A 21,173-nucleotide genomic window follows, 5' to 3' on the forward strand; every position below is an offset into this window, starting at 1 on the left:
GAAGGTGCCCGGCTGTGCGTACGGCAGGGGCAGATCGTTCTCATTTGTTCTGGTGTGCGGATGCGGTTCGCGGCGTCACCCTGTCAGGAGCAGGCAGCGGTCCCAGGGGGCGGTGATCGCCGTGTTGACGGGGTCGGCGAGACGGACCAGGTGGATACCTGCCGTGCCGTCCATCAGGCCGGCGCCGTCCGGCAGTCCGTGGTGGTCCAGGTGCTTGTTGAGCCGGACGTTCAGGTGGCGTAGATGCGACGCGAGTTCGTGGTCAAGGGCGTCCGCGGAGGCACGGGAGACGGTCTGTATGAGCCCCGCCCAGCCGTGGCAAAGGGATGCGTCGGTGAGCTGGGCGAGCTGCTGGTCGTCGGCCAGACATCCGGCCAGGGCCTGCTCAGCTTGCCGTTGCCGGTCACGGTCGCCGAGGGCGATGCCGGCGAGTTGCTGGGCGCGGGCGATGCCGGGGGTGCCGTAGCACCAGGACGGGCGTCTCGGTCCTGGGCGCTGGAGCTCGCCGCGTCGGTGTTCGGCTCGGGTGATCAGGTCCGGCCACCAGGCGCGCGAGTCGGCGCCGTTGCGCCACCGGTCGAGCCAGTCGCAGATCTGGGTGATGGCTTGCGTCTGTCCGGGCACCGTGTGGCCGTGTCGCAGGGCCGTGGCCAGCAGCGCCAACGGTCCGGTGATGCCGTGGGCGAGGCCGAAGTTGCCGTGTCCGCCGGGCCAACGCGGCGTCGGTCGCAGATCGGGGCTGTCTCCCGTCCACCAGCCGGGCAGACGTTGCGCTTCGATGGTGATCGGTTCCGTCAGCCGCACCAGGTAGGCAAGGACGCCCTGAAGCTCCGTCTTGTTGCCGCGGTGCAGGTGGTATACGCCCAGCCCGGTCAGTCCGCTGATGAGGTCGTACTCGCCCAGGGTGGGCAACGCGCCGCGATCGATGCGGGCATGTGCACGCTTGAGTCGTTGGCCTGTGACGTCGGCGAGGTGTGTGTCCAGGGTCGCCAGGGCGCGCGTGGCGGTGTTCGTGTGCGTGAAGCTGAGGACGTACGCGACGGCCGGAGCGCCCTCGTACAGACCGGATGCCTCGGGGGCGGCCTGGATCGGGCCCTTGAGCATGGCGGTGGCCCACGGCCGGAGCGCGTCCCGGTCCTCTACGCCGGTGTGGGCCCTGACGGCGTGCAGCAGCGCGACCCCCGCCGCGCCGGAGTACAGCGACTGCCCCCAGCCGGGCCCGGTGGGTGTGGGCGGCGCGTCGTAGTTCATCAGCGGCTCTCCCCCGGCCAGGCGGCCCATGCGACGGCGGACTGACGGGCAAGGCGGCGGCAGATCCTCTCGTCCTCCCGGTCCAGGCCACGCAGGCGGTTGTGGTGCATGTGCAGCAAGGATTCCAGGACGGAGTCGAGGTCCATGCTCTCGGCGAGGCCCTCGCGATACAGCGCCAAGGCCACGGCGCGACCGTGCCACGCTTGGGCGAGCTCTTCGCCCCAGCCCCGGGCATGAGGCGTAGTGCGGCGAACGAGTTCGATGGCCTGGTCGCTGACGCCTCGCTCGACGCGAGCTGGAGGCGCGGGGCGGTTCGCCAGCCACTGCATGCCCTCGTCGGGGCCGAGCAAGCCGCAGGCGATGTCCACCATGCCGGCCGCGGCCAGCGCGCGTCCGTCGATGCCGTCGGCTCCCATGTTCTGCAGGGTGGCGAGAGCATAAGCCGAGTCGGCCGTGAACACCGCCTCGGCACTGCGCAGGGCGGCGCCGGGGCCGTAGCGGCCGATCTCCGGGGTGTACGTGTCGAACACGAGCCTGCTGCTGAGCCCCTCGCGGCGCAGCCCGGCGGCCCATCCGGCGACGAGCTCGGTGCAGGCGGTGTACTGCCCGGGGCTGCGGGTGCGGATGCGCAAGCGGAGGTGGTCGAGGTCGTGCGGGGTGCGGTAGCGGACGAACCACCATTCGGGCGTACCTGGGAGCTGGGTCACGAGCCTCGCGAGGTGGGTGCCGATCAGCTCATCGAGCTGTTCGGGGTGGCTGTAGATCTTGGCGTTCAGCCAGGGTGCCTGTACCGCCCCCGGTACGGGTCCGAGGGTGCTGTTGGTGAGCACGGGGAGGAAGCCGGAGAGCGGGTCGGATATCGGCGGGCGGGTGCTGGTCATCGGCAGGGCGATCTCATGGACGTGGCCGCCGATCCAGCCGTAGGTCTCCTCGGCCGGCGCCTCCGTCAGCACGGCGTGGCCTTCCCGGTCCAGGTGGGCGCGTAGGACGGTGGCGTGTGCGGGCACGTCGAGTTGGAGCCGACGTGTCCGGTCGTCCTCCCGCAGCTCGACGGCACCGTGGCAGTGCCACCGCTTCCGCCACCGGCCGAGGGCGTCGGTCCACTCCCGCATGTCCGCGCCGCGGCTTGGAAGGTCGTCGGCGGTCACGTCCCAGCGACTGGGAGAGAGGATCACGCGCCCGTAGCGGACGCGCGGCAGGAACGGCAGCCGTGCGCCGTTCGGCCCCCAGTCGAAGCTGGTCCAGGCAGGGCCGAAGGAGCGGGTCAGGTGCGCCAGGAACCTGGCCAGGGGCGGGGGTTGCTTGTCCAGGGCCATGGCGTGGAAGACCTGCGGGTCCACCAGACGACGGCGGGAGATGCTGACCAGGTACAGCCGGGTGTGCGTGGCCGTGACCGCGAGGTCGTCGACGTCGATGAACGTCGGCGCGGTGTCATCCGGGCTGCGGTGCTCGCTCAACGGGATCACGTGTGGAAGATAAGCGGGGATGCGAGCGACGTTCTCTGTGTACGGGTACAGCGGCGGAAAGGAGAGCTGCGCGGTCAGCGCGTTCTCGACGCCCGTGGGAACTTGGCAGTAGACCTCGTCGAGTCCCGTGCCGGTGGCGACCGGAGTGAACCGGGAGGTGAGCGTTCCCGCGGCGCGTGCCGGTGTCACAGTGAGCGTGAAGTCCCCGTCCTCCAGGGCGGACAGGCTGTCGGCGTGCAGGCGCGCGCACATCTCCACGTGGGGTGGTGCCTCCTGTCCGGTCGGCGCATCGCCGGCCAGGCGGTCGATCAGGTCGTCGGTGAGGGCGATCTCCCTGCTGCCGTCAGCCAGTGACTGCCAGGCCAGGGCCAGCAGCCGCTCGTCACGCTCGGAGACTGTCGGGGGCGGTGCGGTCATGCGGCTGCCGGGGTACTCGGCTGGATAGCCGAGCCCGGACGCCGGGTCGACGACCTCCTTCACCGGCACGAGCGTGCCGGTGCCATACCGCTCCCAGAACGCGACCTGGTACTCCTTCCACACGCCCTGGCCCGCCGGTCGGCGCGTGAGCCGCAGTAGGGCGTCGGCAGCCCTCTCCATCTCCTGCGCGACGCTCTCGGGAATCCGTACCTCGGCGTCCAGCCGCAGGTCTACGGCCAAGGGGCTTCGGCCCGCGTCGGAGAGCCCACGCAGTCGACCCGTGAGTTCCTCCCGAGCCAGCCCTTGCGCGCTCGCCGGGCGCCGGTTGTGCTCGTGTACGGCGCGTTGCACTGCTTCCAGCTCGTGCAGAACCTGCGCGACCTGCGGCACCGTGCCTGCGTCCGCGCCGTGCAGCCGGTCAATCAGGTGGGACAGCGGATCGGTGTTGGTCATCGGCGCGCGCAAACTGGTGATCAGGAATTTCTCGCGCACCAGCGCGCCGAGCAGCGTGCGGATGTTCTGCGGCTCGGTTCGAGGGAAGGAGGCGGCCAACTGTTCGGCAAGGGCGGCGAAGTGGACCGGCCGACGTGCCAGGTCCTCGATCACGCGTACCGCGCTGGTGCGCCGAACGGTGGCGCCCATCGGTCCGCCGTGCGGGACGTGAAGGCGTCCGCCGCGGCGCGCCGCCAGGTTGTTCAGGACGACATCCAGGCGCTCCAGCAGGGCCGGGCACGCCTCCAAGCTGACGATGACGTCGTCCAGCCACTCGGTATCCACCCGCGCCACGGCCCGGTGGGCGTCGCCCCACCTCACGTGCGGGGTCGAGCCCACGCTGGCCGCGGTGACTCCCGCGAAGAGACCGAACGGGGTCGGTCGTCCGCTGGCGCGCAACAAGTAGCGGACGGTGGCCATGGCGGCGCGCCGGACCTGCTTGGAGCGTGTCGGCTGCCCAGCGCAGATCGCGTCGACCCGAGAGGCGAGATCGCCGCTTGCCTGCCGTACGGCGTCGGCGAACCGCGCATCGGCCCACACCTGCTTCAGCCACTTGCCGCACGCCTCCGTGTCGGACGAATCAGGCCACCATGTCGGCAGACCCGTCAGCGGCATCGCGGCGGCCCGCAGCAGCGCCGCGCCCGTGTGCTGGTAGAGCTTTCCGTCGCTTCCCATCTCCATGCCTCCGCCGTCAGTGCTGTGAACGAGCGGGGTCGGGGGCGGCTGCGCCCCCGACCCCGTGCACGAGCCGCCGTCAGACGGCGCTGGCGCAGGACGAGGCACAGGACGGCGCACACCCGTCGCCGGTGCCGCACGCCTTGGGGAGCAGGTCGGCGCCGATCTCCGTGACGATGGTCAGGTCGACGTCGAACGGATCGGCGGACGCTCCGGGGGCGGCCGTCGCAGCGGACGCCCCGGTGGTGGCCGTTGTGATCGGGGCGAGCATGGTTGCGGTCATCGCACTTCCTCTTCTGTCGGAAGGATCCGAACGGTTCGTCGTGCCGCCCGGCCTGCGTATGGATAGCCGCAGGGCCGGGTTTCTGCGTTCGCACCTTGGGTGCGGCCCCTCTCCGGTTGACCGGATTCCGTGGGGGACATGGATTCGGAGCATCCGGAGAGGGGGGTCGAGGACACGGGCCGCTACCGGAACTGGCCCGCGTAGAGCGTGGTCAACGTTGTGCCGGTCACCAGGACGGGCAGGAACAGAACCTGGAAGGTGCCGAAGCCGAACCGACCGACGTACGTCGCCGGATGCCGCAGCACCCATCCGACCTGGTCGAGCAGCCGCACGAGCGGCCGTTGCCGCATCCGGGCCATCACGCCGCCGACATCCGTGCGCCCGCGGAGCCGACGGCATCGACGACCGCCCACGGCGTCGTGATCAGCGCCCCGGTCCGGCCCTCCCAGGCAGCGAGGTTCGTCCTGTCCTCTTCCAGATGACCCAGCATCACGAGCAGGGGGGTGACGATCCCGGCCGCCCTCCCCTGCTCGACCGCGGCCAGAGCGTTGTGCCAGCCCTCACACAGGGCGCGGCTTTCGAACGGTGCCGCCCGGTCGACGTACGTCTCGACCGCCTCCCAGCCGGCATCGGCAACGTACCGCCGTGCGCTGGCCACGCTGTGGTCGGCGGCCTCACCGAGTGACGCGGGCAGACAGGCGTACAACACCAGGCGCGTGCCCGGGGGCACCTCGTGTGGTGCGGTCTGCCTCGCACTGGCGCTCATTCCGCGTTACCTCCAGCCAGGTGAGCCGAGACGCCAAGGGTCCGGCGCCTCGACGAAGAGCCTCGTCGGGGGCAGTCGGCGGCGGTACGCCGTCAGCACGCCGTTCGTCCGCCGTCCGGCGGCGCGCGAGGAGGCGGAGCCGCGGCGTACCGCCGCGGCTCAGGCGTAGCGAGGCTGATCGGTCCAGTGCCAAGCGGAAACGAGAAGCGGCGATGGACGCGGTGGACGAAGAACGCCTCTGCAGGCGGACGCCAGTACGGCGTCATTGGGTGAAGCTGGCCGATTGCGCCGAGCCTTCGGGTCTCGCGCGCAGACACGTACGTGAGCTCCTCGAGGGCCATGCCGCGCCGGAGCGGGTCGACGACGCCGTTCTGATCGCCTCGGAGATCGTGGGCAACGCGCTCAGGCACACGGCCGGCGGACCGGACTGCATGTGTGTGGAGGTCTACCGGAACGTGGCGGTACTGCGGGTCCATGACGCGGGACGGGATGTCTCCAGGGTCCGGGCACGCTCCGTGGAGGAGTCGGTGGAGGAGTTGACGGGCAGTGGTCTCGGACTGCTGCTCGTCGGGAAGTTGGCCTCCACGTGGTCCGTCCGGCCGACCGCGATCGGCAAGGAAGTGGTCGTGGTTCTCGCCTTGGGCGCCAGCGGGCTACCCGAGCGTGACGTTCCTCCACACATCCCAGCGGTACGTTCGCCCCTCACGGCGGAGCTCCACCAACTGGGCGGCGGGCACGGAGAGTTCGACGGCGGGAAGAGCGCGGAGGCTTGAGACCGCCTCCACGACGGGGGCGGCCGGGCGCCGACGGTTGTTGTACGCGAGGCTCAGGTGCGGCCGGAAGGCGGACGTCGGCTTCTTCGGGGCCAGACCTACGCTGCTCCCTGCCTTGGCCAGCGCGTGGTGCAGCCGGAGCAGCGGTTCCCAGGGGCCGAGGGACAGGCGAACGGCGCCTCGGGATCCGGCCAGCGGCATGGCACGTACGGAGAACGCAGAGGGCAGCAGCGCCTCGACGTCCCGCGCCAAGCTGTCCAGCTGGCCGGGGGTGACGACGTCCGGCGTTCCCACTCGGGCGAGGGTGATGTGCAGTCCGTCCGCCGGAACCGGGTCGAGGCCGAGGGGCGCCAGCGCCTCCTGGCAGTGCCCGGCGAGAGCCGCGAGCCGCTGATCATTCGGGAAGGTCAACATCCAGTAGTACGCCCGGCTGCCGTCCGACCAGCCAGGACGTGCCCAGTGGTCGGTCATCTCGTCGAGTGCGCTGAACGCCGCCCAGTCGTGGGCTGCGGTGACCGCCGGATCATTGGTGTCGGCGGGAGGCTCGGCGGGGAACGCGGCGGGATCGGCGCTGAGCAGGGGCACCCGGCGTACTCCTTCGGCTTCACACTGCCCCGGAGTACGACGACACCGACGGCGCCTACGACGCGGATGACGCCATGGCCAGGGCCGCTGGCTGCGAGCTCCAGGTCCGGAACTCGTCGCCATAATCGCGTACCGCCGGCTGTTCACGCCACGGCCCGGCCTGCTCGTGCAGGTCGCGGGAGCGTTGGTAGACGGAGCTGATCGGGGTGTCTCCGCACAGCTGCAGGGCCTCACGGCCCAGCGCCATCGCGTGGTCGACGTCGGGCGTGCGCTGCTGCAGCAGCGCGGTGGCGACGTCGAGGCGTACGAGCGAACGGCTCCAGGAGGAGGTCGAGTGCTCCACCAGATCGTCGATGTGCTCCGCGTCGCGCAGTACCTGGGCCGTGTTGCGCAGGGCCACGTGTGACGTGACGGCGTTGGCCAGCGTCCGTGCCCGTCCGTACGGCTCGAAGGAGATGCAGGAGGTCAGGCTGACGGGCACCTCGTGGAGGTCGGAGAGGCGGAGGGCCTGTCCGATGGCCCGCTCGACGGCACGCCGGTCGCCGGTCTTGCCGAGAGCCCGGGCCCGGCCGTTGGCGAGCAGTCGGATGGATTGGGCGTGGCGTGGGGCGCGCTCAACGGCCGCGGCGGCGCAGGCGTCCGCCTCGTCGTACCGGCCGGCGTAGTAGAGACCGAAGGAGAGGGTGCCGCACGCCCAGAGCTCTGTGTCCAGGTCGCCGATCTCACGGCTGAGATCCCGCGCCTCGGTGCAGTATGCCTCCGAGAGCGCGAAGTCGCCCGTGTTCACCGCCATGTAGCCGAGCAGGCCGGAGGCGCGGGCGGCGAGGCGGAAGAGCTCCCGGCGGGCGCGCGGGGGCTGGCGGCCGTCGAGGAGGGTGTGGGCGAGCTGCCGCACCTGGCGGGCCTGGGGGCGGAGGATGTACGGCCCGTCCTGTTCATACCGGCTGGCGATGCCCCTCAGCGACGAGTCAAGGAAGGCGAGCGTCGCGTCGTCGGCGTTGCTGGCCGTGAGCTGCCGGGTCCGGGTGACGATGTCCAGTGGGTTCTCGTCGTCCTCGCGTGGCGGAGGCGCACTCGTCGCCTGCTGGCCCGTGCTCGACTCCTCGTCGCGGTCGTTCGCGGAGTCGCCGTCGTACGCCCTGGAGAACAGCTCGGACACGGGTCTGCCCATCATGTGCTCCAGAACTCGGCAGGCGTCAGGACGGGGCAGAGTCAGCAACTCCCCGCCGTACCAGCGGTCGAACTGGCGTGGAGAGACCTGGAGGGACGCCAGGCGGGGGTCTCGGTCGAGCTCTGCCAGCCGGGCGGCGGCCCGCTCGTACTGGGCGGCGAAAGCCTCGTGCGTCGTCAGGTGCCGTTGCTGGAGCAGCTGCCGAAGCAGCGTTGTCCGTGGCATGGCCCACCCTCCTGGTGCGGCGTGCAGGACCGACGCGAAGGCGCGTGCCGGTGGCGAGGTCGTGGCCCGCTCGCCCATCGGTCGGCTGCGGCGCATGCCCGTACGAACGCGCGCCGTGACTGCTGACAGCATGCCGACGCAACCACCAACTAGGCAATATGTCTGGTGAAGTTGACCCGTATGGGTTGTAGAGGTGTCGCCGGTACGGAGAGACTTCCGGCATGGCCTTGAAGAGAAGCCTGGTCCCGCAGTCGGTGTACCGGCGACAGCTCGCGGCACGGTTGAAGGAACTGCGTGACGCGACCGGGCTCACCCTCACCGAGGTCGCCGACCAACTGGAGGTCAACCAGGGGTCGCTGAGCCGGATCGAGAACGGCGAACGCGGCACGACGCCGGTCCTCGTCCGGGCACTGCTGGACCTGTACGGCGTCAAGGACGAGGACCGGCGCGCCGACGTGCTCGACCTCGTGCGGGCGGACAAGGAACAGCAGAAGCCCTGGTGGCGGAAGTACTCGACGGTGCTCACCCCGACGCGCTACGACGGGTACCTCGCGCTGGAGGCCGGCGCGACGCACCTCGCCAGCTACCAGCCGATGCTCGTGCCGGGGCTGCTCCAGACCGAGGACTACGCGCGTGCCGTGATCTCCCAGATGAGGAAGGACCTGTCTCCGCCGCAGGTCGAGTCCCTGGTCAGGGTCCGCATGGAGCGGCAGAACAGCCGCCTGGGTGGTGAGGCCCCGGCCAGACTCTGGGCGATTCTCGACGAAGCCGTGCTGCGCAGGACGGTCGGCTCCGTCGAGGTGATGCGCGACCAGATGCGGAAGCTGGCGGAGGCGAGCGAGCAGCCCAACATCACCGTGCAGTTGCTGCCGTTCTCGCTCGGAGCGCATCCCGGGCTGTACGGTCCGTTCGTCGTCCTGACCTTCCCGGCCCCCACGCCGGACTTGGTGTGGCTGGAGAACCCCAAGAACTCCGTGTATCTCGAGTCCTCAGAGGATGTGGAGAACTACACGGACATCTTCGACCAGTTGAGGAACACCGCCCTCGACCCGTTGGAGACCCGCACCCGCATCGCACGCATCAGCAAGGAGCTCGAAGAGTGAGCACGCCCCGCATGGCCGCCCCGCACGATGTCACGACAACTCCGTACGACGCCGATCTCGCGCACGCGCGGTGGCGGAAGAGCTCGTACAGCGGGGGCGCGAACGACTGCGTGGAAGTCGCGGAACTGGGCGAACACGCAGCAGTGCGCGACTCTAAGGACATCGAGCGTCGTCCGTTGCTGTTCTCGAAGGCGGCGATGCGCGCGCTGGTCAGCGGGATCGCCCGCGGGCCGTTCAGTGAGCGTTGGGGCTAAGAAGAGAGCTGGGGCGTGAGGAGAGAGCCCTGATAGTCGTCGCGGTGGGCGCAGGAGTCTCCGGTCTCACGACGGGCGTGGCGCTGCGCGAGGGTCGGCTCCGTGAGTCCGCCCGGCCTTCAAGCGATCCGATGCAGCGCGGCGATGCGCTGTGGCTACGCCGCCACCAGCCGGTTCCCTGCCGGGGCGGCGGTAGGTGGAGGGGAGGCGATCCCAACGACCTCGACCTGGACACCCCATGCTTCGAGCGTCCTGGCCGTCTGCGCCAGAGGTGCTGCACATCTCGCACCTCAATGCGAGAGCATCGGATCTGTGAGACGACATGGCCTTCAGGCAGCAGTTGCCGACGGCGCAGGGCCATCAGCCGCGTCAGACCTTGAGATTGGCGCACCCCGCGCTGTCAGTACCTCCGTCTACTGTCGTGATGAAGCATCGGGGGAGCGACTCTAGGGAGAGGGCCAACTGTGGGCGGGAAGCTGCAGGTGGGGCAGGTGTATCGCTATGCGAGCGGCAAAGATCCGAAACCGGCGTTACTCGACGGCTTGCCCAACTTCCACCACGTGACCAGCTCGTTGGGTCACAAGCGCGCCTTGCTGGAGGCCGGCATCAACGGGATAGCCAAGGTGGCGGCCCCCGACGGCGTCCGACGCCCGGCGATCCTCATCCGGTCTAGTCCGTGGAAGGCCGGCACCGAGCAGACGCCTTGGCACGACGTCTTCGAGATGGATAACGGCCACGTCCGTTACTTCGGCGACCACAAAGCCGGTCTGAGCGTCCCGCCTGGCACCACCACCGGCAACGCCGCACTACTCGACGCCTTCACGGACCACCAGGGCCATACTCCCGACGACCGGGCCGCCGCCACCCCTCTACTGCTGTTCCGCGCCGTTCCCCGGAACGGCAAGCCGAAGGGGCATGTGGCGTTCTGCGGACTCGGCGTCATTGAACGGACCGAGCGGTTGGTGCAATGGGGAGGCCGCGAGCACACGCCGTTCGTGAACTACGTCTACGACATAGCCATCATCGACCTGACTGCCGAGGACGACACGGTCGACTGGGGATGGATCGAAGCCCGCAGGGACAAGGAAGTGTCCCGCGTTCAAACCCTCGACCTCGCACCACGGGCATGGCGTGAGTGGGTCAAGCACGGTTCGTCGGCCCTGCCCGGCCTCCGTCGCAGGGTCGCCAGAGCACGGGTCACCAAAGTGCGTGATCAGCGCCCGAAGCCCGGTGGTAGTGAGGCGGCGGACCTGGAAACGGTCTACAAGTACTTCGACGGCCGCAAACACGACTTCGAGGCGTTGGCCGCCGCGGTGGCGGCCCGCGTGCTGCGCGGAGCCGGGCACAGATATGTCGACGGCTGGCTTACGCGTCGGTCGGGCGACGGCGGAGCCGATTTCGTCGGACGTCTCGACCTCGGCGGCGGAAGCGGCCTGGCGGGCACGAGTCTCGTCGTGCTGGGACAGGCGAAGTGCGTCAAACCCGACACCCTCATCACCGCGGAGCAGATCGCCCGAGTAGTCGCCCGGCTCCGACGCGGGTGGATCGGTGTCTACGTCACCACCGGCGCCTACTCCGAGTCGGCACAGACCGAGATGGTGGAGGACCAGTACCCCATCATCCTCATCAACGGCATGAGTCTGGTCGCGGAACTGCGGAGCATGGCCAGGGACGACCACGGCGGCGACCTGACGGCGTGCATCGAGCATGTCCTCGACGGTCGGGAGACCGCGATCACCAACCGACGCCCCGAGGAGATCCTGCTGCAGTAACCATTCACCGACCCACCCGCGGTGACGGTGAACCTGCAGCGACGCCCCCTTCCACGGCATCGCCCGAGGCAACGAGGGTTTACGCTCCGACCACCACGGACAGCGATTCCCGGAAGACGCCTTCCAACTCCTCGTCGAGTACTTCCGCCGGCAGTGAGTCGAAGGAGATGAAGGCGTTGAGCCTGAGCACCCGCATGAGGAAATCCCGGAGTACTCGCCTCTCCGCATTGGGCGGGATGTCGAGCGTCTGCCAGACCCTGACGATCGCCCGCACCAGATGAGGGCTTCCGCCGATCGAGGTGCGTCGGGCGTAGATCTGGTCGAAGTCCGACTCGTTGAGGACGGACAGCGAGGCGTAGAGATCCTCTCTTCCGCCGTCCTCGTCGTACAGAAGGTGCGCTCGCCACCACAGCCGACCGAAGACGTGGCGTGTGACGTCGGTTCCCAGCACCCGGTCACGGTGCAGGTCGGCGAACCGCCATGCGGACACGTCCGGCAGAACGACGAGGGAGAGGAAGGCCCAGAGATCACCCGCAACCGCTTCCGCCGGAACGATGCCCGAGTCCCGGTGGAGGATCGTCGCCACCTCTATGTCGAAACCCGCCGCCTGCTTCCTGCCGGGCTTGATGGGATAGCCGCGTTCGATGGCGCATGCGAGTACCGCCTCGCGTAGAGAGCCGAGTCTCTGCTCGGGAAGACGAGCACCACCGGTGGCCGCGTAGTACCTGGCCGGATGGGAGAGAGCTGAACGATCACGGAGGTAGTCGACCGAACGTTGCAGGTACTCCTCCCGAAGGCCGGTCGCGGCTGCGGGAAGAAGACGCGGATAGAGGTGGACCATCACGTCTCCTTGGCAAAGAGACCGACGGCGTGCTGAATCTTCGCAGAGAAGAGCGCCGGATCCGTGCGACGTGTCATGCGTAGGGAGGTAAGGGATGTACCTGGGAGGAAGGTGCGCAGAAGGCCGAGCAGCGTGTGACCGAGTGTGTCCGGCTCGAACCGAGACGTATCCGTCAGCTCCTCGTCCGCAACGGCCCGCTCGATCATCAAACGGACGACGTCCTGTCTGACGGCGGACTGGATGAGCCGTTCCGCGTACGACGCCTTATCCGCGCGGCGAAGCGCGTTGAGCACGATCGGCGTGCCGCTGTTCACGAGCAGCACGACGGCTCCCATCGTCGCCGCCTCCAGGTTCGGACCGATGTCGAGGTACCACGGGGCTTTCTCCGGGTAGCCGGCACTCTTGAAGTCGACCACCGCCATGGGAAACTGCGACGCGTCGCCCTGCAGCCGCACCCCGGCCCGGTGATGCCAGAGCACGGATCCAGCACGCCGAGGGCCTATCGGATCCGGGTTGTCCAGAGCCTTCGCGAGGATCAGTTGGGTGTCGACGGACAGCAGGCCACCGCTGTCACGGCCGATCACGGTGAACGAAAGCTGTGCCGAGCGAGTGCCTCCACCGTGCAGTGTGATCCGGTCGGCCAGCCGTCGAAGGCCGCTGCCCGTAGCGCTCCAGATCACGGAGAGGGCGAGCTCGGCCTCGTGCGGAAGTCCGGCCGAAGCCCTGACCGCGTCGAGGTCGACACCGACCACCGTCTCGAGGGACAGGTCTCTCTGAAAATCCCAATCAGGTATGAAGGCGGGCAACGGCACGGCTTCCCCGTCCTCGGACTTGAGGGACCACTCGGCCATCGTCACCGATCCGACGGCCGCTCTGCGATAGGGGTAGGCGCGACGGTTCACCGGCCCTCACCCCCCGCCTCCGCCACGACCGTCAACTCGGTCATGGTGTCGGGGGCCGGCCTGATGATCAGAGACCAGACCGTGCCGTCACCGCCGACGGCATGCAATGAGGCGCCGGGCGTTATGGGCCCGTTCCCCGCACGCCATCCCAATACCGTGGGAATCGAAGCCCCGATGGGCGGCTCCGTCTCGACACCACGACCGTCGCCCAACGCGACCACGGGACGACCGTGTACGACGCAGGAACCCGTGTCGGGCAACGTGAATCGCTGGACGAGGACGGCTGCACCGTCGACGACGTCGTGTTCCGGGGTCCCGTCGTACACGACGCGCCGGCGACCGGAGGGACCGCTCGATCCTCCTCTGGCGCCGGCGGCCCCGCCGGCTCCGGCCGTCCCCGCGGAGCCCCGTCCGGTACCCGCGATGCCTCCGGGGGACGTCGTACCAGTGGCGAAAACGGCTTCCGCGCCTTCCCCCGCCGTACCCGCCATGAGCCCTGCCATGAGTCGACTCATCCCTGCGAGCGAGACGCCCTCGCCCGCCTCGTTCGACACGGGGGCGGGCCCGGAAGCCTCCTTCATGGCGTCGTTGATTCTGCGGAGGGCCTGCTTGGCCAGGCGATGGTCGTCCCCGCTGAGCTTGTCCACCAACCAGGCGTCATGCGACGCGGGCTCCGCTGCCGCGAAGACCCGGTCCATGCCTGCGTCGGCGCGGAAGACCGCCGCATAGCCCCCGCTCTCTTCGAAGAAGGAAGGTCCCTCGAGGTACTTCACCACCAGATCGACCGGTCTCATGAGACACGTGTGGTGAAGCCGCTCCCCGATGCCCACCTCCTGCGCCACCCGAGGGGGACTCCCTTGGGGGGAGATGAACTTCCGCATGCCGAGTCGGCCGAGGACACGCCCCAAAGACTTGTGCTCGACGAGGCTATTCATGTCGTCGTAGGCCCAGACGAACGGGCGCAGGTGGGGTACTTCCGACGGCCTGGGAACGGGAACGTTCCGGCCCTCGTGACTTGCGGAGAAGCGCATGGGCGCGTCGCCCCCCTCCGGGAGCATCTTCGGCCAAAGGTTCCAGACCATTGCGTCGACGATCCACCGCATGGCCTCGGCGTCGTCGCGGTCGCCGAAGACGGGGTCGAGGATCGCAACGGAGGTCCCCGTCTCGCCGTCGGGAAGGGAGTCCAGGCCGAGGCTTCCGGCCACCTCGTCTGCCTCCGCCCCGACCAGCGGCTCGACATAACCGTGCCGGACCCTTCCCCAGAAGTGGCGGCCGGTGAACGTCTTCGTACCGCCGTCGCCTTCCACGGTGTAGCTCTCGTGCACCGCCCACCCGATGAGACGGGTCTCCAACCGGTCGCCCACCCGACAGCGGGTGTGCACGACCACCGTGTGCGATGCGGAGAGGAGGTGGAATACCGCCTTTCCGAAGCCGTAGGTACCACCACGACCGGCGTCCTTGCTCGAGCTGCCGGTCTTGCGGACGAATGATGCGAAGTCGGATTTCCCGGGGACCGCTACGTCGGCACGGGTTGGTCCGCCCAAACCCCTCGTGCCCGTGTCGGTCACGGTCAGGACGCGTAGGGCGGGGCGTGCCAGCGAGGCCCTGAGATTGAGGTGTCGAAGCTGAGGTGCGCCTACGGCGAAGAGGTCACGCCAGACCGGCGCCTCACTGGGCCCGAGGGTACGCAGTGCCACCCCGTAGTCCACAGGGCCGTCCCCTGTCCGCGCGTCCCAGCTGTTCTGGGCCGACTCCCTCACGAGGAGCGTCAGCGGGTCGAGCTCGGTGCCGTCGAGATTCTTCAGAGCGCCCTCGGCCGTCCCTCCGCCGCCGGGGGCGTAGGGCTCGGACAACCAACGTGGGGATTCCATGGTTATGACGTCCGCCCCACTTCGTTCAAAAACGCGCCCACGGTCGCATCGTCCAGCATCGGCGAGTGGACGCCCGCCAGATCGACGGTGTAGCGGACGTCCAATAGACCGTCGGGTACCGGTTCCTTCAATGACGCCGTCGTGAATCGGGGGAAGACCTCGTCGACCTCGTACCAACGTTCTTCGACGGGTGACACACGCAGCGCCCCTTCGTCGTCCGTCTGTGCGTGCCGGTAACCGACATGTGCCAGTCGGAGCCACAGCTCCGATTCATCGACACACAGCCGTGCGGCCTCTGCAGCGAGCTCGCCGACGGTGCGCCCTCGCGGTGTCCGTTCGAACCGGCGCCAGGCCAGCACCAGGCGGCCGCCCTGCGGCGCTTCTAACTGGTCGAGCCCATGGACGTCGAACGTCCTGCGTTCGGACGTCGTGTAGGTGCTCTTCACCTCGACGGCGTGGAGGCCGTCGGAGAAGTCGTGGCGTCCGCCTTCGGGACCGGCCCAGAACCGCACGGCGCCCGGATCCTTATCGAGCAGGCGAAGCAGAACCAACAACTCACCGGCGAGGCCGATCTCCTGTGCCTCGGTGAACGTCCGGGGCACACCGCTGAAGAGCTGCCGCCATCGGTTCACAACCGCCAACGTCGTGCGATAGGGGTGCCGTCCGTCCGCCTCAAGGGCCACGAGGACATCGGCGCACAGGCCCGTGAAGACGTCGTCGAGGTCCCTCCGGGTGCAGACGATGTCCGCGAAACGGCCGTAGGTCTCGTCGTCCTCCAACGCCCGCTCGGTGACACGCAGCGTTCCGCCGATCCGCCCGGTGGGGATCCTTCGACGCCCCTGAAGGGGGATCAACAGGTGGCGCAACGAGTTGCCGTCGGTGGCCGCCGAGACCGGCCCATGCTCGGTGACGACGGGAAGCGGGGAGGTCCTGAGGGCGGCCCCGCGACCAAGCGGGGCCAGGCCCAACTCGGCCCAGTGTCGATCGAGCACTCGCCGCAGATCGGCGCCGCCGCTCAACTGTCGTCCTCCTCGAAGAGCAACGAGAGGTCCTCCTCCTCGTCGTCCTGTACGCGGGAAAGGTCGGCGCTGTAGTACTCCACCTCGCTGTCCTCTCCCCGAGGCATCGGAAAGACCAAGCCGACACCTATGACGTGGTCGACGGCGTCGAGCGGGGCACGACTCTCGCGATTCGTCGGTGACGGCGAGAGTGCGTCGATCGGGTAAAGCGTCAACAGCGCGGTGTCCGGTGCCTGCTCGCGCCTGGCGTTTTTGAGAGCCGCCTCGTTGATTTCCGTCAACGCGCTGAGGTCGAGGTCGACGCCGGCGTCGCGACGGCTCATCAGTGTCTTGATGTCGGCGGCATCGCTCCCGCTCTCCCCGAGCTTCGCTCGGATGACGCGGTCGACGGCGATCCCGGGGGCGAACTCGTGCCGCTTGTCCGGATCGCCGCCGAGCGGGTTTCCGATGATCGCTACGTTCCAGCGCTTGAGCGCACCACCGCCACCGGATCGCACCCTGCGCTCGACGTAACTGCGCAACAGGCCCGCGTCGCATTCCAACGACTTGTCGTGGAAGTGGTACTCGTCGAGGAAGTCCAGGACGATGTCGTAGGGCACACCTCGGAGAACGTGGCGGCCCTGTGGTCCCCTGTCCTCGTGTCGGGCTCCCGCCAGACGCAGGGAACGGTCGACGAGATCGTGGGCGGCCCGTCGATTGGTTTTCAACCACTCGGCGTCCTGCGTACGGAAGTAACGGGTCTGCACCCGCTGGCCTCCGTACGCTGCGCTCGCCTTCACCGCGTCCCGCATCTTGCCGGTCGCGGTGATGCGGAGTGACGGGTGAGTGCGCATGCGGACGGCGAAGGTCGTCGGCGTCTTGTCCTCAATCATGTACACGTCGACGTCGCGGCGCATCTCCGACTCGACGGTGGCGATGTGCCGGAACCAGTCGCGCATCGCGTCCGTCATCCAGATGCGTGGCAGGTCGGCGTACCCGTCGCGGAATCCGAACCAACGGCCCATCTGGAGCAAGGAGTCGTACGTAGAGGCGTTCCGTACGAAGTAGCTAACGGCGAGGCCCTCGAGAGTCAGGCCGCGGGACAGGGTGTTGCCCCCCACCGCGATGGCGACGACCGGTCCGGTCTCGTAATCCAACCGCTTCACACTCTTCGAGTTGTCCAGGACGATGCGACAGTCGTCTACGACACCGGCCAACCTGGGCAGAAGGGTGTCAAAGGGTACGGGTGTCTCTCCGAAGTCGGGCTCGTTTCCGGGGACCCGAGCGAGTTCGGTCTCCCACAGTTGCCGCAGCTCGTCGAGGAGTTCCTTGTCGGCTGCCTCGAGGTTCGCCGCCGTGTCGGTACGAAACCTCTCCAGAGGCCACTCGAAGCTCTCGTGGACCTGGGTGCTGACGCTGGTGTGGATGAGCATCGTCGAGTGGGGCACACCTGTCCCGCGTACCCTTCGTGCGGCGGTGACGAGCCAGAAGTACAGCACCGCCGTCCTCAGGGCACCGCTAATTTCGGGTACGAAGTCTTCGATCTCGTCCCGCGCCGGGCGAACGAGGGGCACCTCCTCCTCGGGCACCGTGCGGATCATGTCGTAGCCGTCCGGTACGTCCTGCGGGTCCTCGCCGTCCAAAGCTTCCCGCCCGAAGAGGACCTCGGTTCCGAAGTGCCCCTTCGGCTTCGGCAGGTTGACGACGAAGTCCTCGGGATAGAGGTCCTTGGCGGCAGGATCGATCAACAGATTGGCGAAGGGCGTGGCGGTGTAGCCGACGTACCCGCCACGAGGGAACAGATCGATGATCTCCCGGATGAGGGGGTTGGTACTCCGCGAGGCGACGCTGGCCTGATCCGCCTCGTCGTCGATGATCAAGGTCGGGCAGTTGCTCAGGTAGTCGGGCGCCTTCTCAAGCCACGCTTTGAGCTTTCGCAACCGAGGCACGTTCTTCTTGATCACGCAGAGCACATGCTGCTGGCTTCTGTCGCCGAAGAAAGCAGCCGGGTTACCGGCAGGCGGTTCGAAATCGCCGAGCCGCCCGGTGAGCGGGTGCCACTGGTCTATCACCGGTTCCACGAGCTGCCGCTCCAGACGCATCTGGGTCTGCAGCCGTAGGCCGTTGTGGATGCCTGCGAGGACGATGAAGAACTTGTATCCGGCGTCGGCCGCCTTCGCGATCAGCGCCGTGAAGTTACTCGTCTTCCCCGACTGCACGTAGCCGACCACGAGGCCCCTGGTAGAGAAGGAGCTCTCCAGCGGATGGTCGAGCATGGAGACTACCTTTGTGGAGGCGGAGTCGAGATCCCCCAGGCCGTCCTCATTCCAACGCTGCCTCGCCAGCAGGTTCCTGAGAGCCGGCCAGCACCTGTCGCCCTCCTGCGGGCCGAGGTACCAGGTTTCACGGTTGTTCCGGACGACGGAACCCGGTTCCCGCTTCTCGCGGATGGCGATGGTTTCCCGCTGGTGACGCTCCGCTATTCGCTTGGCGAGCTCGTCGGACATGCCGAAGAGCTTGATCGTCGCCAACGCCTGCTCAGGCGTGTGGGTCTTGATTAGGCGCTTGAACGCCTCGTACTGATCCTCGAACTCGTGCAAGTCCCACCCCTCGGATCCACGGCGTTCCGCGATCGGGGGATGGCCTACGGTCCGGCCGCCGTGCGAAGGGGTCGGTGCCGCGCCCCTGTCGGCCGCGGACGTCAGGTCGGCCGGGCCGCAACCGCGCCTCACCCCCAGGTGTAGAACAGCGGTTGCAACCCCTACCTCAGTGTCCAGTGAAACAACTCTATATCCGGTCACGCCGACGGTCAGGACCGGCTGCGAGATGTTTCCCGTACGAGAGTTACCGAAGGTGCTTCCCACAACCGGTCAAGCGGCTGCCGCCAGCTTGCGCCGAGGCTTCTTCACACGGGGGGCCCTCACCGTACTCCCCGACTCCGGTTCCCTCTGGGCGAGTAGCAGCGGGGCAAGGTGCTCGGCGATGGCGTGCCCCAGCCCGACGGGCACGGCATTGCCGATCTGTCGTGCGATATCACTCCTGCTTCCACACCACCGGAAAGTTTCCGGGAAGCCCTGCAGTCTGGCCGCCTCCAGATGAGTGATAGGGCGATGTAGCCACGGGTGCAGGTAGCGACCTTTCTCCGGTTTGAAGAATTCCGTTCGGATGGTGACCGACGGCTTGTCGCGGTGAAGTCGCCCCATGACGTCCGCAGAACCGCTCGTGTGCTTCTTCCAGCAGGGTGAAAGCAGCTCGAAGGGGATGTTGAACCGGTTCCCGCCTTCGGGAATGGATCGGTAGCGTGCCATAGAAATGGGCTTTATGCCGTTTCGACGCAAATGCAGTTCGTCCATAGAGAAGGAACCGGCGATCTCACGTCCGTTCACGGTCACCTGCAGGGAGGGGAGCTCGGAAGAGAGCTTACGAAGTACGAGGTCGGAGATCGTCTGCCATACGGTGCGCTCGGGAACGGACGACGGAGCCGGGATAAGCGCGGCCTGCAGCTCCATGTCCGTCAGGTCTTTGATCAGACGGCTCGAGCCCACATCGGCCCGCAGATCCTTACGGATACCGACGGCAATCGTGCGGAAGCGCCGCTGCGGCACACCGTAATCTGCGGCGTTGAGGAGATCGTCGTAGATGAGGTAATCGGAGAGGACACCCCCATCGCGGGTTTCCTCGAGTAGAAGTCCGAACTCCGGAGACTTCCTGAAGGCGTCGACGTTCTCCATGACGAACGCCATCGGCCGGACGGTCGAGACGACTTTCAGGTAATGGCGCCAAAGCTGGTTGCGCACATCGTTCGGATCCTGATTGCCAAGCCTCGAGAAACCCTGGCAAGGCGGCCCACCCAACACGATGTCGGCCTTCGGGAGCACTCCGGTTCCGTCGACCCACTCGGCGATGTCCCCCTGGTGGATGTGTGCCCCGAACTTCTCGGCGAAGTTCACCGCGTAGGTCGCCGCCGCCGCTCGATCAAGCTCGACGGCCGCCACGGGGCGGTACACCGTACAGCCGCCGTGCCTAGCGTCCACGAAACCCTGGGTCAGCCCGCCGCAGCCCGCGAAAAGGTCGATCGTCCTAAGCGGGGGGAGACCGGTATCGCCGCCAGCCTCTTCCGTGGAGGCGCCGACTTCGGGTTGTGGTTGGCTCATTGGCGCACTGTAGCCGGCTGGCCGGCCCGAGGGCAATCTTGTGACTCTACAGCTCAGCAACGTTTCGCGCCGGCCCCCGATCAGGTCCATTCGAACGACTCCATCCGGTCACAAGCCCTTTAGGCTCGAGGAGTGGACCTTGGACACCATCCGAGCGGATCATCCGGCGGCCCCGGTAGCCGACGGCGTGCTTCTCCCGAGCTTCCGCCCCCACGCGCTTGGCGCCCCAGGGACGGAATGACGAGGACCGACCGCGCACGTGAGCAGGACCGGGCCGCCGGAGGCCGCACGAAGCGGCTCGTAAGCGGCGAGGACGGCACTAAGGTGCCCGCCACCGTCGTGCTCACCGCGTCCCGAAGGACGGGGCGCGTCGTCGCCAGGCTCGAGTGGACGACCGCGGGACGTAGGCGCCGACATCCCCTCGGCGAGGTCGACCATCGCACCCGGAGTACGAACCTCCGCGCTGCATGGCGTCTAGCCGACGAGGCCGGGCTCCTCGTGGAGGAGGACGCCGGGGACTCCTGGGCCTCATCGAAGAGTACCCGGACTTCTATGCGTTCCAATCGGGGACGCGACACCAAGCCCGAGCTAAGGCTCCGCTCGTTGCTACATCGGGAAGGGCGGCGTTTCAGGGTGAATGCCAGGCCGGTGGCCACGCTGCGCCGGACCGCGGACGTGGTCTTCACCAAGGCCAAAGTCGCGGTGTTCGTGGATGGCTGTTTCTGGCACGGCTGCACCACTCACAGGAATATCCCGGCAACGAACAGGGACTTCTGGGCCCCGAAGATCGAGGGCAACAAGAGCCGTGACAGGGAGACGGACAGACTTCTGGTGGAACACGGCTGGTTCGTGGTCCGAGTTTGGGAACACACACCGATCGACGATGCGGTGGCACTCGTGCGACTCGGATTGGCCGAGGCGGAGGCCCACCGTGCCCCCCGTGTGTTCAGAGCGGACGCCCGTTGAGTAGGTCCTCCAGGGCGTCCGCCTCCCTTCGCAGCACGATCCGCCCGTCTCCTTCGCTGTAGGCGAGAAGTCGGGCGCCGGGGGCCAGGCCGGCCTCGACGAGGATCCCCATGGGGAGTTCTACGGAGCCGTCCTCACGCACCACGACCTCGGCTGGTTCTCGGATCATTCCGTCAGGATCGCACGCGGCTCCGGCTCCTGTCGTTCG

The 21,173-nt window shown here is 68.0% G+C and carries 19 protein-coding genes; 5 read left to right on the forward strand and 14 right to left on the reverse strand.

Annotated elements, in window-relative coordinates:
* Positions 1-75 precede the first annotated feature (75 nt).
* The 5 genes from ACFYO0_RS35900 to ACFYO0_RS35920 form a co-directional block, all read right to left on the reverse strand.
* Positions 76-1,251 (reverse strand): lanthionine synthetase C family protein, encoded by a 1,176-nt coding sequence (locus tag ACFYO0_RS35900; protein WP_388684672.1) that lies wholly within the window; start codon positions 1,249-1,251, stop codon positions 76-78.
* On the reverse strand, positions 1,251-4,301 hold the full coding sequence (locus ACFYO0_RS35905) for a lantibiotic dehydratase (RefSeq protein ID WP_388684674.1): 3,051 nt from the start codon (positions 4,299-4,301) through the stop codon (positions 1,251-1,253). The genes ACFYO0_RS35900 and ACFYO0_RS35905 overlap by 1 nt, the downstream gene beginning before the upstream one ends.
* Positions 4,302-4,380: 79 nt before the next feature.
* Entirely contained in the window at positions 4,381-4,584 is a 204-nt protein-coding gene (locus tag ACFYO0_RS35910; protein WP_388684676.1) for an FxLD family lanthipeptide, read from the reverse strand.
* Positions 4,585-4,766: 182 nt separating this feature from the next.
* Complete coding sequence (locus tag ACFYO0_RS35915) at positions 4,767-4,934, reverse strand: hypothetical protein (protein ID WP_167526229.1); 168 nt, start codon at positions 4,932-4,934, stop codon at positions 4,767-4,769.
* An 8-nt stretch (positions 4,935-4,942) separates the two neighbouring features.
* Complete coding sequence (locus tag ACFYO0_RS35920; protein WP_388684678.1) at positions 4,943-5,350, reverse strand: hypothetical protein; 408 nt, start codon at positions 5,348-5,350, stop codon at positions 4,943-4,945.
* A gap of 212 nt (positions 5,351-5,562) precedes the next feature.
* Between ACFYO0_RS35920 and ACFYO0_RS35925 the strand changes: the two genes are divergently transcribed.
* Positions 5,563-6,123: an ATP-binding protein gene (locus ACFYO0_RS35925; protein WP_388684680.1), complete on the forward strand. Its 561-nt coding sequence runs from the start codon at positions 5,563-5,565 to the stop codon at positions 6,121-6,123.
* On the opposite strand, the gene ACFYO0_RS35930 is transcribed toward ACFYO0_RS35925, so the two are convergent.
* Both ACFYO0_RS35930 and ACFYO0_RS35935 read right to left on the reverse strand, forming a co-directional pair.
* Positions 6,004-6,708, reverse strand: coding sequence for a 2'-5' RNA ligase family protein (locus ACFYO0_RS35930; RefSeq protein WP_388684681.1), 705 nt, complete (start codon positions 6,706-6,708; stop codon positions 6,004-6,006). The genes ACFYO0_RS35925 and ACFYO0_RS35930 overlap by 120 nt on opposite strands.
* Positions 6,709-6,763: 55 nt before the next feature.
* On the reverse strand, positions 6,764-8,104 hold the full coding sequence (locus ACFYO0_RS35935) for a tetratricopeptide repeat protein (protein WP_388684684.1): 1,341 nt from the start codon (positions 8,102-8,104) through the stop codon (positions 6,764-6,766).
* Between the two features lie 221 nt (positions 8,105-8,325).
* Here ACFYO0_RS35935 and ACFYO0_RS35940 point away from each other — a divergent pair, with 221 nt between their 5' ends.
* The 3 genes from ACFYO0_RS35940 (at position 8,326) to ACFYO0_RS35950 (ending at position 11,233) form a co-directional block, all read left to right on the forward strand.
* Positions 8,326-9,207: a helix-turn-helix domain-containing protein gene (locus ACFYO0_RS35940; RefSeq protein WP_388684686.1), complete on the forward strand. Its 882-nt coding sequence runs from the start codon at positions 8,326-8,328 to the stop codon at positions 9,205-9,207.
* Positions 9,204-9,461: a DUF397 domain-containing protein gene (locus tag ACFYO0_RS35945; protein ID WP_388684687.1), complete on the forward strand. Its 258-nt coding sequence runs from the start codon at positions 9,204-9,206 to the stop codon at positions 9,459-9,461. The genes ACFYO0_RS35940 and ACFYO0_RS35945 overlap by 4 nt, the downstream gene beginning before the upstream one ends.
* Before the next feature lie 560 nt (positions 9,462-10,021).
* Complete coding sequence (locus ACFYO0_RS35950) at positions 10,022-11,233, forward strand: restriction endonuclease (RefSeq protein ID WP_388684688.1); 1,212 nt, start codon at positions 10,022-10,024, stop codon at positions 11,231-11,233.
* A gap of 79 nt (positions 11,234-11,312) precedes the next feature.
* Here the strand turns inward: ACFYO0_RS35950 and ACFYO0_RS35955 are convergent, their stop codons facing one another.
* From ACFYO0_RS35955 to ACFYO0_RS35980, 6 genes are all read right to left on the reverse strand, one after another.
* A complete protein-coding gene (locus ACFYO0_RS35955; RefSeq protein ID WP_388684689.1) occupies positions 11,313-12,074 on the reverse strand; it encodes a DUF6339 family protein in 762 nt (253 codons plus the stop codon).
* Complete coding sequence (locus ACFYO0_RS35960; protein ID WP_388684690.1) at positions 12,074-12,976, reverse strand: hypothetical protein; 903 nt, start codon at positions 12,974-12,976, stop codon at positions 12,074-12,076. Before ACFYO0_RS35960 ends, ACFYO0_RS35955 begins: the two co-directional genes overlap by 1 nt.
* Positions 12,973-14,847: a hypothetical protein gene (locus ACFYO0_RS35965; RefSeq protein WP_388684693.1), complete on the reverse strand. Its 1,875-nt coding sequence runs from the start codon at positions 14,845-14,847 to the stop codon at positions 12,973-12,975. Before ACFYO0_RS35965 ends, ACFYO0_RS35960 begins: the two co-directional genes overlap by 4 nt.
* Before the next feature lie 2 nt (positions 14,848-14,849).
* Entirely contained in the window at positions 14,850-15,866 is a 1,017-nt protein-coding gene (locus ACFYO0_RS35970) for a PD-(D/E)XK motif protein (protein ID WP_388684695.1), read from the reverse strand.
* Complete coding sequence (locus tag ACFYO0_RS35975; RefSeq protein ID WP_388684696.1) at positions 15,863-18,445, reverse strand: Z1 domain-containing protein; 2,583 nt, start codon at positions 18,443-18,445, stop codon at positions 15,863-15,865. The genes ACFYO0_RS35970 and ACFYO0_RS35975 overlap by 4 nt, the downstream gene beginning before the upstream one ends.
* Before the next feature lie 270 nt (positions 18,446-18,715).
* Positions 18,716-19,999: a DNA cytosine methyltransferase gene (locus ACFYO0_RS35980; protein WP_388684698.1), complete on the reverse strand. Its 1,284-nt coding sequence runs from the start codon at positions 19,997-19,999 to the stop codon at positions 18,716-18,718.
* A 237-nt stretch (positions 20,000-20,236) separates the two neighbouring features.
* Between ACFYO0_RS35980 and ACFYO0_RS35985 the strand changes: the two genes are divergently transcribed.
* Entirely contained in the window at positions 20,237-20,965 is a 729-nt protein-coding gene (locus ACFYO0_RS35985; protein ID WP_388684700.1) for a very short patch repair endonuclease, read from the forward strand.
* Here ACFYO0_RS35985 and ACFYO0_RS35990 read toward each other — a convergent pair.
* Positions 20,946-21,134: a hypothetical protein gene (locus ACFYO0_RS35990; protein WP_266682749.1), complete on the reverse strand. Its 189-nt coding sequence runs from the start codon at positions 21,132-21,134 to the stop codon at positions 20,946-20,948. The genes ACFYO0_RS35985 and ACFYO0_RS35990 overlap by 20 nt on opposite strands.
* Between the last annotated feature and the right edge of the window lie 39 nt (positions 21,135-21,173).

Origin of the sequence: Streptomyces sp. NPDC006365 (assembly GCF_042870755.1) — a bacterium.
Taxonomy (GTDB): Bacteria; Actinomycetota; Actinomycetes; order Streptomycetales; family Streptomycetaceae; genus Streptomyces; species Streptomyces xiangluensis.